Genomic DNA, 13,166 nt, shown 5'->3' with positions numbered 1-13,166 from the left:
TTTTTCTATGTTACGATTTACTATAGTGTTTATGCCGTGAGAGGAGGTTAGGAATGAATCGTATCTTCCGTAATACCATCTTTTATTTACTGATATTCTTAGTAGTAATTGGAATCGTGAGCTATTTTAATGGTTCGACACAAAAAACGACATCAGTTAGCTACGACAAATTCATTACTAAACTAGAAAGCGGTGAAGTGCGTAATGTGCAACTTCAACCGAAAAATGGTGTATTTGAGGTAAAAGGACAATTTAATAACTCTAGCCAAGGAGAACAATTTGTTACTTATGCACCAAATACTGAGGAATTACAAAAGAAAATTAATGATAAAGCGAAAGGTGCCGAAGTTAAGTATCAACCAGCAGAAGAAACAAGTGCTTGGGTAACATTCTTTACTTCAATCATTCCATTTGTCATCATCTTCATTTTATTCTTCTTCTTATTAAACCAAGCTCAAGGCGGCGGTAGCCGTGTTATGAACTTCGGGAAAAGTAAGGCGAAGTTATATAATGATGAAAAGAAAAAAGTTCGTTTCAGAGATGTTGCTGGTGCGGATGAAGAGAAACAAGAACTTGTTGAGGTAGTTGAATTCTTGAAAGACCCTCGTAAGTTCTCTGAAGTTGGTGCTCGTATTCCAAAGGGTGTCCTATTAGTTGGACCTCCAGGTACAGGTAAAACTTTATTAGCACGTGCTGTTGCAGGTGAGGCTGGCGTTCCATTCTTCTCTATCAGTGGTTCTGACTTCGTAGAGATGTTTGTCGGTGTCGGTGCATCACGTGTACGTGATTTATTTGAAAATGCAAAGAAAAATGCTCCTTGTATCATTTTCATTGATGAAATTGATGCAGTAGGTCGTCAACGTGGCGCAGGTCTTGGTGGTGGTCATGATGAGCGTGAGCAAACATTGAACCAATTACTTGTTGAAATGGATGGATTCGGTGCAAACGAAGGTATTATTATCGTTGCTGCGACAAACCGTCCAGACATTCTTGACCCAGCGTTATTACGTCCAGGTCGTTTTGACCGTCAAATTACAGTAGATCGTCCAGATGTAAATGGCCGTGAAGCTGTACTGAAAGTACATGCGCGTAATAAACCACTTGATGAGCATATTAATTTAAGAGCAATTGCGACTCGTACACCAGGATTCTCTGGTGCGGATCTTGAAAACTTATTAAACGAAGCTGCTTTAGTAGCTGCACGTCAAGATAAGAAGAAAATTGATATGAGTGATATCGATGAAGCGACGGATCGTGTTATTGCAGGTCCAGCTAAGAAAAGTCGTGTTATCTCTGAAAAAGAACGTAATATCGTTGCTTTCCATGAAGCAGGTCATACTGTAATTGGTGTTGTTCTTGATGAAGCAGATGTCGTTCATAAAGTAACAATTGTCCCTCGTGGTCAGGCTGGTGGATATGCGGTAATGCTTCCGAAAGAAGATCGTTACTTCATGACGAAACCAGAGTTACTTGATAAAATCACTGGTTTACTTGGTGGCCGAGTAGCTGAGGAGATTGTATTTGGTGAAGTGAGTACAGGTGCTCATAATGACTTCCAACGTGCGACTGGTATTGCAAGACGTATGGTTACGGAATTTGGTATGAGTGACAAACTTGGACCGATGCAATTTGGTAGCTCGCAAGGTGGTCAAGTGTTCTTAGGAAGAGACTTCCACTCAGAACAAAACTATAGTGATGCGATTGCACATGAAATCGATATGGAAATGCAATCAATTATGAAAGAATGTTATGCTCGTGCAAAACAAATTCTTACTGAAAACCGTGATAAACTAGATATTATCGCACAAACGTTACTTGAAGTAGAAACGTTAGATGCAGAGCAAATCAATCATTTATGTGATTACGGCAGATTGCCAGAACGTCCAACATCTTCAGATGATGTGAAAGTAAACATCAACATGAAGAAAGACGATGAGGATAAAGAAGATAAGTAAGAAGTGAAGGAGTGACTATCGTCACTCCTTTTTTGTTTGTTAAAATCTTTGTTAATTACTATTGAGAACTTAGTGGATAAAGTAATTTAAGTAAAACTAGTATTAAAAATTGAAATAGAGAGCAATCTTTTTGTAAAATGATGAGGATAGGAAAGCTGATTATATAAGTATGTGTGATATGATGTTTTTATAAGTTTTATACATACTGCACAAATATAGATTAAATAAGATAAGTGGTGAGAATATGATTTTTGTATTGGATGTAGGGAACACAAATGCTGTACTAGGTGTGTTTGAAGAGGGGGAACTTCGTCAGCATTGGCGCATGGAAACAGATCGTCATAAGACAGAAGATGAATATGGAATGCTTGTAAAGCAATTGCTTGAGCATGAGGGTCTTTCGTTTGAAGATGTGAAAGGTATTATTGTGTCTTCAGTCGTACCACCAATTATGTTTGCTTTAGAGCGCATGTGTGAAAAATATTTTAAAATTAAACCGCTTGTAGTAGGGCCTGGGATAAAAACAGGACTAAATATTAAATATGAAAATCCGCGTGAAGTAGGCGCAGACCGAATTGTAAATGCAGTAGCAGGAATCCACTTATATGGAAGTCCGCTCATTATTGTTGATTTTGGTACGGCTACTACATATTGTTATATTAACGAAGAAAAACATTATATGGGTGGAGTTATTACGCCAGGAATTATGATTTCAGCAGAGGCTTTATATAGCAGAGCAGCAAAACTTCCTCGTATCGAAATTACAAAACCAAGCAGTGTTGTTGGGAAAAATACAGTAAGTGCGATGCAATCTGGTATTCTTTATGGTTATGTTGGACAAGTGGAAGGTATTGTTAAGCGTATGAAAGAAGAAGCTAGACAAGAACCTAAAGTTATTGCAACAGGTGGATTGGCAAAATTAATTTCCGAAGAATCGAATGTAATTGATATTGTAGATCCGTTTTTAACGTTAAAAGGTTTGTATATGTTATATGAACGTAATGCAAATTTACAGCATGAGAAAGGTGAATAAATACGTATGAAAGATTATTTAGTAAAAGCGTTAGCATTTGATGGAGAAGTGCGTGCGTATAGTGTACGTACAACAAATACAGTAAGTGAGGCGCAAAGACGTCATGATACATGGAGAACAGCTTCAGCGGCACTAGGGCGTTCTTTGACTGCGGGTACAATGATGGGCGCAATGTTAAAGGGTGAGCAAAAGTTAACGATTAAGGTAGAAGGTAACGGTCCAATTGGCCCTATCTTAGTAGATGCTCATGCAAATGGAGATGTACGTGGTTATGTAACGAATCCGCATGTTGATTTTGAAGGAACAGAACAAGGGAAGTTACGTGTATATCAAGCGGTAGGTACAGAGGGGTTTGTAACTGTAATTAAAGATATTGGAATGCGTGAGCCGTTTATTGGTCAATCTCCAATCGTTTCAGGAGAATTAGGAGAAGACTTTACGTATTATTTTGCAGTTTCTGAACAAACGCCTTCTTCTGTAGGTGTTGGTGTTCTTGTAAATGGAGATGATAGCATATTAGCGGCAGGTGGATTCATCCTTCAAATTATGCCGGGTGCGCAAGATGAAACGATTTCATTTATTGAAGACCGTTTACAAAAGATTCCACCTGTATCAACGTTGATTGAACAAGGTCTTTCTCCGGAAGAGCTACTATATGCAGTTCTTGGAGAAGATAAAGTAAAAGTATTAGAAACAATGGATGTTCAATTTAATTGCACATGCTCACGCGAGCGTATTGAGAGTGTATTAATTAGTTTAGGTAAAACAGAGTTAGAGCAAGTTCGTGAAGAAGAGGAAGAGACAGAAGTTCACTGTCATTTCTGTAATGAACGATACAAGTTCTCTAAAGAAGATATTACAAATTTAATCGAGAATTTGTAATAAGGGAATTAAGAGGAGCAATCCTCCAAATGAATTGACAAACAGGGAATTTTCTGACAAAATCTAAATATAGATAAAACCAATAAAAATACTCGGTGTTAGGAGTGACAGGAATGCGAGTGGCACAATCAGTTTCAGAATTAATCGGGAAAACGCCGATCGTTAAGTTGAACCGCATCGTAGAATCAGACAGCGCAGATATATACTTAAAATTAGAATTTATGAATCCGGGGAGTAGTGTTAAAGATCGTATCGCATTAGCTATGATTGAAGATGCTGAAAAAAAGGGATTATTAAAAGAGGGCGATACAATCATTGAACCGACAAGTGGTAACACAGGAATTGGTTTAGCGATGGTAGCGGCTGCTAAAGGATATAATGCAATCTTAGTAATGCCAGAAACAATGAGTATTGAGCGTCGTAATTTATTACGTGCTTACGGTGCGGAATTAGTATTGACTCCAGGGCCTGAAGGAATGGGTGGAGCAATTCGTAAAGCGACTGAATTAGCAAAAGAACATGGCTACTTTATACCACAACAGTTCAAAAACCAATCGAATCCAGAAATTCACCGTTTAACAACAGGTCCAGAAATTATTGAACAAATGGGCGACCAATTAGATGCGTTTATTGCAGGTATTGGTACAGGTGGAACGATTACTGGTGCTGGTGAAGTACTGAAGGAAGCGTATAAAGATATTAAAATTTATGCAGTAGAACCTGCAGATTCACCAGTATTATCTGGTGGGAAGCCAGGTCCACATAAAATCCAAGGAATTGGGGCGGGATTTGTTCCGGAGACGTTGGATGTAGAAGTATATGATGAAATTATTCAAGTGAAAACAGAGCAAGCATTTGAATATGCGAGAAGAGTGGCTAAAGAGGAAGGTATTTTAGTTGGTATCTCTTCAGGCGCAGTTATTTATGCAGCAACAGAGGTTGCGAAAAAGTTAGGTAAAGGGAAAAAGGTACTTGTTATTATCCCGAGTAACGGTGAACGTTATTTAAGTACACCACTTTATCAATTTGAATCCTAATTAAACGCGATTGAAAAAGCATCCTTGAAAAAGGGTGCTTTTTCTTTTGGGATTGGAAATAGGAAAAGAGTGAATGACTAGAAAACTTCATGTAAAATAAGAGGTAGTATAATTAAATTATTTTCACTAGCCTTCGAGTATAATCAATCTCTATATAAATAACTTATGTAGTTTGAGCTGGTTTATCTAAGAGGGTGGGATAAAAGAAGACGGGGTGTTGATATGCAACGAAGAAAATCTTTAGCGCTTTCTATTCCATATCAGTTAGATTTCTTTAAGCAATATAAATTTCTTTCTCAGGGTAAATCGCAACATATTTTGTTAGAAAGCGGCCGTGGCGGTCGTTATAACATTGTAGGGCTGAACCCAGTAGCGGTAATCCGAGGGAAGGATGAAACGTTACATATAAGTGAAAGTGGTAAGGAAACAATAAAACGAGGGAATCCGTTAGATTTAATGCAAGAATATATGGAACAATGGAAGACGGACTATAACCCAGAGTATCCGCCTTTTCAAGGTGGTGCAATTGGCTATTTCAGTTATGACTGTATCCGTTATATTGAAAAGCTGCCTTCTCTTGCGGAAGATGATATTGATATACCTGACATCTTCTTTTTATTATTTGATGACGTATTTGTCTATGATCAAAAAGAACAAGTGTTATGGGTTATTACGCATTATGTAGATAAATATGAAGAGGCGAAAGAACGGCTAAATGAGTGGAAGAGTCTTTGGATGACAAAAGCGCCTGAAGTGACCGTGCCCTTTGAAAGTCCTGAAAAGAAAAGTGAAGCAGTTGCTTTTACTGAAGCTGGCTTTATGAAGGCAGTTGAATGTATTCAAGAATATATTGGAGCGGGTGATGTGTTCCAAGTAAACTTGTCGACGAGACAAGAAAGAACGTTACAGACACACCCACTAGAAATTTATACAAGTCTTCGTGAAATTAATCCATCTCCATATATGGGTTACCTGGAGCTTGGGGATTTTCAAATCGTTAGTGGATCGCCAGAGTTGTTAATTAAGAAACAAGGAACTGAAGTAAGTACAAGACCAATTGCTGGAACGAGATCTAGAGGCGCGGATGAGCAAGAGGATGAAGAATTAGCAAGAGAATTAATTGAGAACGAAAAAGAAAGAGCAGAGCATGTAATGCTTGTGGATTTAGAAAGAAATGATTTAGGACGTGTTTGTAAATATGGCACTGTAGAAGTAGATGAATTTATGGTAATTGAGAAATACTCACATGTTATGCATATTGTTTCTAATGTGCGTGGTGAGGTGGAAGAAGATAAAGATGCTTTTGATTTAGTGAAGGCTGTATTCCCTGGGGGAACAATTACTGGTGCCCCAAAAATACGTACGATGGAAATTATTGAGGAATTAGAACCTGTTCGAAGAGGGATTTATACAGGTTCAATCGGTTGGATTGGTTATTCTGGAGATACAGAATTGAATATTGTAATTAGAACACTTCTTGCTAAAGATGGAAAAGCTCATGTACAAGCAGGGGCGGGAATTGTAATTGATTCAAATCCGGAAAATGAATATAAAGAGTCGTTAAAAAAGGCGATTGCTTTATGGCGTGCAAAAGAACGTAGTGAAGAAACGGTTAGGTGAGAGAAATGATATTAATGATTGATAATTATGATTCTTTTACATTTAATTTAGTGCAGTTTCTTGGAGAACTTGGACAAGAGCTCGTTGTTAAACGTAACGATGAAGTGACCATTTCAGATATTGAGAATATGAAACCAGATTTTCTAATGATTTCTCCAGGTCCGTGCAGTCCTAATGAAGCTGGGATTAGTATGGAAGTTATTAAATACTTTGCTGGAAAGATTCCGATTTTTGGTGTTTGTCTAGGGCATCAATCCATTGCACAAGTGTTTGGTGGAGAGGTTGTCCGTGCAGAGCGATTAATGCATGGAAAAACGTCGCTTATGCATCATGATGGAAAGACGATTTTTTCGGATATTCCTAATCCGTTTACTGCGACGCGCTATCATTCCCTTATTGTTAAGAAAGAGACGTTACCCGATTGCTTAGAGGTAACATCTTGGACAGAGGAAGGGGAAATTATGGCACTTCGTCATAAGACATTACCGATAGAGGGTGTGCAATTCCATCCAGAATCTATTATGACTTCTCATGGGAAAGAGCTGTTGCAGAATTTCATTCGTAAATACAGTCCAAGTGCGACATTATGTTAATTTACGTAAATGGTCAGTATGTAGAAGCAAGTGAAGCGAGAATTTCTCCTTATGATCATGGTTATTTATATGGTCTTGGAGTTTTTGAAACGTTTCGTATTTATAATGGTCATCCTTTCTTATTGGATGATCATTATAACCGTTTAATAGAGGCGCTGGATACATTGCAAATTAAATGGACAATGACAAAAAATGATGTGATGCTTATTTTGAAAGATTTACTCGCTAAGAATGAATTGAAGCATGCATATGTACGTTTTAATGTATCGGCGGGTATAGATGAAATAGGATTACAAACGGAAATGTATGAAGAGCCTTCTGTTATTGTTTTTATAAAACCTTTAACAGCTCCAGGGGATGTAGTGGAAAAAGAAGGTGTTATTCTAAAACAAGTGCGAAATACACCGGAAGGGACATTTCGCCTGAAGTCTCATCACTATTTAAATAATATTTTAGGGAAGCGTGAAATTGGAAATGTTGTGAGTAAGGAAGGTATTTTCCTCACTGAAGCAGGTTATGTTGCAGAGGGCATTGTTTCGAATCTATTTTTTGTGAAAGGTGATGTTTTATATACACCTTCGTTAGAGACAGGGATTTTAAATGGTATCACTCGTGCGTTTATTATAAAGAGTGCTGAAGAATTAAATATAGAAGTAAAGGAAGGTTTCTTTACAAAAGATGAGCTACTTTCAGCGGATGAAGTCTTCGTAACAAACTCCATTCAAGAAATTGTTCCGCTTTATCGTATAGAAGCGCAGGATTTCCCGGGTAAAGTAGGAGTGGTTACAAAAAGTTTAATGTACCTTTATGGAATGCAAAGAGAGAAATTATGGAGCAGAAATGAATTACGAAGAGGAGATGTGTAGTTTGAAGTGGGATTATGATTTGCGCTGCGGCGAATATACATTGAATTTAAATGAAAAAACATTAATTATGGGGATTTTAAATGTAACACCAGATTCGTTTTCTGATGGTGGGAGTTACAACGAGGTAGATGCTGCGGTACGTCACGCAAAAGAAATGCAAGGTCAAGGTGCTCATATTATTGATATTGGTGGCGAATCTACTCGCCCAGGTTTTGCTAAAGTATCAGTAGAAGAAGAAATAAAGCGAGTTGTCCCGATGATTCAAGCAGTTTCAAAAGAAGTAAAATTGCCTATATCTATCGATACATATAAAGCTGAAGTTGCAAAGCAAGCAATTGAGGCTGGTGCTCATATTATTAATGATATTTGGGGAGCGAAGGCGGAGCCAAAAATTGCTGAAGTCGCAGCTCATTATGATGTACCCATCATTTTAATGCATAACCGTGATAATATGAATTATCGTAATTTAATGGCGGATATGATTGCTGATTTGTATGACAGTATTAAAATTGCTAAAAATGCTGGTGTGCCAGATGAGAATATTATTTTAGATCCAGGTATCGGTTTTGCTAAAACACCTGAGCAGAACTTAGAGGCGATGCGTAATTTAGAACAGTTAAATGTGCTAGGTTATCCAGTTCTCTTAGGTACTTCGAGAAAGTCCTTTATTGGGCACGTATTAGATTTGCCAGTGGAGGAACGCCTTGAGGGAACAGGAGCTACCGTTTGTCTTGGTATTGAAAAGGGCTGTGAGTTTGTTCGTGTCCATGATGTGAAAGAAATGGCGCGTATGGCTAAAATGATGGATGCGATGATTGGTAAGGGGGTAAGGTAATTGGATAAAATTTATATCCATGATATGGAGTTTTATGGTTATCATGGTGTGTTCCCAGAGGAGAATAAATTAGGTCAGAGATTTAAAGTTGACTTAACGGTGGAGTTGGATTTAAAGCGTGCAGGGGAAAGTGATGACTTAGAGCATTCGGTCAATTATGGAGAGCTTTTCGAATTATGTAGAAAAGTTGTTGAGGATAGAAAGTATAAGCTTGTGGAGAGTATCGCTGAAAATATTGCTGCAGATATATTAAAACAATATGAAAGTATTTCACGCTGTACAATTAAGGTAATTAAGCCGGATCCACCGATACCGGGTCATTATCGTGCTGTAGCAGTAGAAATTACGAGAGAACGTCCATGAACAATATAGCTTACATTGCATTAGGGTCAAATATTGGAGAGCGTTATACGTATCTAACTGAAGCGATTCAGTTTTTAAATAAAAATCCTTATATTCAGGTTGATGATATTTCATCTGTATATGAAACTGAGCCAGTTGGCTATACTGACCAAAGTTGCTTTTTAAATTTAGTTATAAAAATTTCTACCAATTTATCACCACAAGAGTTATTGAAAGTAACACAAAAAGTAGAAAATGACCTAGGAAGAAAAAGGGAAATTAGGTGGGGGCCGAGGACTATCGACCTTGACATTTTACTTTATAATCAAGAGAATATTGAAGCAGAGAATCTTATTGTTCCGCATCCGCGGATGTTTGAAAGAGCTTTTGTTATCGTTCCGTTGTTAGAGATTAATCAAGACATAAAACAAAACATTTCACGTTCACAAGTAGAAGAAATGAAAAGGCGAGAGGGAGTAACGGTATGGAAGCAGAAAAATGGGGAAGACGCATTCGTGCTTTTCGAAAGCTAAAAGGCTATACACAAGAAGGTTTTGCTAAAGAACTAGGGGTATCTGTATCTGTTTTAGGTGAGGTTGAGAGAGGGAATAGATCGCCTTCTCAAGATTTTGTAGTAGAAGTTGCTAAGGCATTAAATGTTTCGATAGAGGAATTAATGCCAAAGTGATTGTACAGGAAGGAGTAGGTTGATTGTTAAAGATTGCAAATATCGAGATGAAAAATCCGGTTGTACTAGCACCGATGGCGGGAGTGTGTAACTCTGCATTCCGTTTAACAGTAAAAGAATTTGGTGCCGGCTTAGTTTGTGCTGAAATGGTAAGTGATAAGGCAATATTACTTAATAATAAAAGAACATTAGATATGTTATATATCGACGAGAGAGAAAAGCCATTAAGTTTACAAATTTTTGGTGGAGAGAAAGAAACTCTTGTAGATGCTGCGAAATATGTAGATAAATATACGACAGCAGACATAATTGATATTAATATGGGTTGTCCAGTGCCGAAAATCGTTAAATGTGATGCGGGGGCAAGGTGGCTTTTAGATCCGAATAAAATATATGAAATGGTAGCAGCGGTTGTAGATGCTGTAGAAAAGCCGGTTACAGTTAAAATGCGTATCGGTTGGGATGAAGAACATATTTTCGCAATAGAAAATGCTAGGGCTGTTGAGCGTGCTGGTGGCCAAGCTGTGGCGGTTCACGGACGTACACGAGTGCAAATGTATGAAGGAAAAGCGGATTGGGATATTATTAAACAAGTAAAACAATCTGTAAATATCCCGGTTATCGGAAATGGTGATGTCGCAACGCCGCAAGATGCAAAGCGTATGCTTGATGAAATTGGTGTAGATGGTGTTATGATTGGTCGTGCGGCTCTTGGAGATCCGTGGATGATTTATCGTACGGTAAAGTATTTGGAGACAGGTGAATTAATGCCGGAACCAACAGTGCGCGAGAAAATTGATGTATGTATGTTACATCTAGATCGTCTTATTGACTTAAAGAACGAAAGTGTCGCTGTAAGAGAGATGAGAAAACATGCAGCTTGGTATTTAAAAGGTGTTCGTGGTAATGCGAGTGTACGTAATGGTATTAATGCTTGTAACACACGGGAAGACCTTGCAAATGTGTTAGGTACATTTGTAGAAGAAGTGGAAGCGAAACAACAAACAATTTACGTTGGTTAATAATGGACATAGGAGATTGACATTCTTCTATACACTTCCTATAATTACGTGAAAGAAAGAAGAGCTGCCAGTTAGTTGCTGGCAGTTTTTCTAGTTGAGTAGAAAATGCTATACTGTATATATTGTAAAATTAAATAGAGCTGGAGTGATATCAATATCATGGATAACATGAACCACGAAGAATTAAACGACCAATTGATTGTTCGTCGTGAAAAGCTACATAATTTACGTGAACAAGGAATTGACCCGTTCGGTAAAAGATTTGAACGCACAAATTCAACAACTGATTTAGTGAGTCTATATGGAGAGTTCTCTAAGGAAGAATTAGAGGAGAAGGAAATCGCTGTTTCTATCGCTGGTCGTATTATGACAAAACGCGGAAAAGGGAAAGCTGGATTTGCACACGTTCAAGATTTACATGGACAAGTTCAAATTTATGTTCGTAAAGATGCTGTTGGAGATGACGAGTATGAATTATTTAAAACAGCAGATTTAGGTGATTTAGTAGGTATTGAAGGTAAAGTGTTCAAAACAAACGTTGGAGAACTTTCAGTAAAAGCAACAGGCTTTACGCTATTAACGAAATCTCTTCGTCCATTACCAGATAAATACCATGGATTAAAAGATGTTGAACAACGCTACCGTCAACGTTACTTAGACTTAATTACAAGTATGGAAAGTCGTGAAACGTTCGTTACTCGTAGTAAAATCATTCGTGAGATGAGAAGATACCTAGATGACAACGGTTATCTTGAAGTGGAAACACCTATGATGCATGCAATTGCAGGTGGAGCTTCTGCGCGTCCTTTCACTACACATCATAATGCGTTAGATATGGAATTATATATGCGTATCGCAATTGAGCTACATTTAAAACGTCTTATTGTGGGTGGTTTGGAAAAAGTATATGAGATCGGCCGTGTATTCCGTAATGAGGGTGTATCAACTCGTCATAACCCTGAGTTTACGATGATTGAATTATATGAAGCATACGCTGATTATAAAGATATTATGAAGTTAACAGAAGATATGGTTGCTCATATCGCGAAAAAAGTACTGGGTACAACAACAATCCAGTATGGTGATTATGAAATTAATCTAGAACCAGAATGGACACGTCTTCATATGGTAGATGCGATTAAGCAATACTCTGGAGCTGATTTCTGGAATCCGATGAGTGTAGAAGAAGCACGTGAGCTTGCAAAAGAACATAATGTAGAAATTAAAGATACAATGGAAGTTGGTCATATTATAAATGAATTCTTCGAACAAAAAGTAGAAGATAAATTAATCCAACCAACATTTATTTACGGTCATCCGGTAGAAATCTCGCCGCTTGCGAAAAAGAATGATGAAGATCCAAGATTTACAGATCGTTTCGAATTATTTATCGTTGCGCGTGAACATGCAAATGCATTCACTGAGTTAAATGATCCAATCGATCAAAAAGAACGTTTTGAAGCGCAATTAAAAGAGCGCGAACAAGGTAATGATGAAGCTCATATGATGGATGACGATTATATTGAAGCTCTTGAGTACGGTATGCCTCCTACGGGTGGATTAGGAATCGGTATTGATCGTCTAGTTATGTTATTAACAAATGCACCATCTATTCGTGATGTATTATTATTCCCTGCTATGCGCCATAAACAAGACTAAGCTTTGGAGATTTCTCCAAAGCTTTTTTTATTTGAGCATGAGTTGCGTGGGTATAGTAAGTCTTGATAGTGCGAGAAATTATATTTATATAGAAGAAATGTGCTGTTTTTATACTTTTTTACTAAGTTAAAAATTTTATTAGAAAAACTATTGCATTTTAATAATCAAACTGGTATATTTATATTCGTTGCCACGAAAGGTAACAAACAAAACAAACGAAAAACAACTTATTGAAAAAAAGTTGTTGACGAAAATATAACGAAATGTTATATTGATAAAGTCGCTTCCGAGTGACGAAGTAGTTCTTTGAAAACTGAACGAAACAAACAACGTGAAACGTCAATTTTTATTTTAGATGCTAGACAAACTAACTTTATTGGAGAGTTTGATCCTGGCTCAGGATGAACGCTGGCGGCGTGCCTAATACATGCAAGTCGAGCGAATGGATTAAGAGCTTGCTCTTATGAAGTTAGCGGCGGACGGGTGAGTAACACGTGGGTAACCTGCCCATAAGACTGGGATAACTCCGGGAAACCGGGGCTAATACCGGATAACATTTTGAACCGCATGGTTCGAAATTGAAAGGCGGCTTCGGCTGTCACTTATGGATGGACCCGCGTCGCATTAGCTAGTT

Annotated in this window: 13 protein-coding genes and 1 rRNA gene; all 14 read left to right on the top strand. The window is 37.7% G+C overall.

Features of this window, described 5'->3' with window-relative positions; translation table 11 throughout:
• Positions 1–53: 53 nt before the first annotated feature.
• The gene (gene ftsH, locus BLT20_RS27525; protein ID WP_001079674.1) at positions 54–1,955 is read left to right on the top strand and encodes an ATP-dependent zinc metalloprotease FtsH; all 1,902 of its coding nucleotides are present in this window, start codon (positions 54–56) and stop codon (positions 1,953–1,955) included.
• A gap of 244 nt (positions 1,956–2,199) precedes the next feature.
• Positions 2,200–2,988 (top strand): type III pantothenate kinase, encoded by a 789-nt coding sequence (locus BLT20_RS27520; RefSeq protein ID WP_000578368.1) that lies wholly within the window; start codon positions 2,200–2,202, stop codon positions 2,986–2,988.
• Between the two features lie 6 nt (positions 2,989–2,994).
• Positions 2,995–3,870 carry a redox-regulated molecular chaperone HslO gene (gene hslO / locus BLT20_RS27515; protein ID WP_000656372.1) on the top strand — a complete coding sequence of 292 codons (876 nt, stop codon included), beginning with the start codon at positions 2,995–2,997 and terminating at the stop codon, positions 3,868–3,870.
• Positions 3,871–3,983: 113 nt separating this feature from the next.
• On the top strand, positions 3,984–4,907 hold the full coding sequence (cysK, locus tag BLT20_RS27510; protein ID WP_001261712.1) for a cysteine synthase A: 924 nt from the start codon (positions 3,984–3,986) through the stop codon (positions 4,905–4,907).
• 222 nt (positions 4,908–5,129) lie between these two features.
• Positions 5,130–6,527 (top strand): aminodeoxychorismate synthase component I, encoded by a 1,398-nt coding sequence (pabB, locus tag BLT20_RS27505; protein ID WP_001189716.1) that lies wholly within the window; start codon positions 5,130–5,132, stop codon positions 6,525–6,527.
• 5 nt (positions 6,528–6,532) lie between these two features.
• Positions 6,533–7,120 carry an aminodeoxychorismate/anthranilate synthase component II gene (gene pabA, locus BLT20_RS27500; RefSeq protein ID WP_000602297.1) on the top strand — a complete coding sequence of 196 codons (588 nt, stop codon included), beginning with the start codon at positions 6,533–6,535 and terminating at the stop codon, positions 7,118–7,120.
• A complete protein-coding gene (gene pabC / locus BLT20_RS27495) occupies positions 7,114–7,986 on the top strand; it encodes an aminodeoxychorismate lyase (RefSeq protein WP_000909884.1) in 873 nt (290 codons plus the stop codon). The genes pabA and pabC overlap by 7 nt, the downstream gene beginning before the upstream one ends.
• The gene (gene folP, locus BLT20_RS27490; protein ID WP_002164656.1) at positions 7,961–8,821 is read left to right on the top strand and encodes a dihydropteroate synthase; all 861 of its coding nucleotides are present in this window, start codon (positions 7,961–7,963) and stop codon (positions 8,819–8,821) included. Before pabC ends, folP begins: the two co-directional genes overlap by 26 nt.
• The gene (gene folB / locus BLT20_RS27485) at positions 8,822–9,184 is read left to right on the top strand and encodes a dihydroneopterin aldolase (RefSeq protein WP_000358062.1); all 363 of its coding nucleotides are present in this window, start codon (positions 8,822–8,824) and stop codon (positions 9,182–9,184) included. It begins immediately after the preceding gene.
• The gene (folK, locus tag BLT20_RS27480) at positions 9,181–9,696 is read left to right on the top strand and encodes a 2-amino-4-hydroxy-6-hydroxymethyldihydropteridine diphosphokinase (RefSeq protein ID WP_001059450.1); all 516 of its coding nucleotides are present in this window, start codon (positions 9,181–9,183) and stop codon (positions 9,694–9,696) included. The genes folB and folK overlap by 4 nt, the downstream gene beginning before the upstream one ends.
• Positions 9,648–9,851, top strand: coding sequence for a helix-turn-helix domain-containing protein (locus tag BLT20_RS27475; RefSeq protein WP_000387031.1), 204 nt, complete (start codon positions 9,648–9,650; stop codon positions 9,849–9,851). The genes folK and BLT20_RS27475 overlap by 49 nt, the downstream gene beginning before the upstream one ends.
• Positions 9,852–9,874: 23 nt before the next feature.
• The gene (gene dusB, locus BLT20_RS27470; RefSeq protein ID WP_000912251.1) at positions 9,875–10,873 is read left to right on the top strand and encodes a tRNA dihydrouridine synthase DusB; all 999 of its coding nucleotides are present in this window, start codon (positions 9,875–9,877) and stop codon (positions 10,871–10,873) included.
• Positions 10,874–11,032: 159 nt separating this feature from the next.
• Positions 11,033–12,532, top strand: coding sequence for a lysine--tRNA ligase (lysS, locus tag BLT20_RS27465; RefSeq protein WP_000369668.1), 1,500 nt, complete (start codon positions 11,033–11,035; stop codon positions 12,530–12,532).
• Positions 12,533–12,905: 373 nt separating this feature from the next.
• Positions 12,906–13,166 (top strand): 16S ribosomal RNA (locus tag BLT20_RS27460); the annotation flags it as partial.

The sequence above is a fragment of the Bacillus sp. cl96 genome (assembly GCF_900100505.1).
Lineage (GTDB): Bacteria > Bacillota > Bacilli > Bacillales > Bacillaceae_G > Bacillus_A > Bacillus_A cereus.
This window is presented reverse-complemented; position numbering and strand designations above follow the sequence as displayed.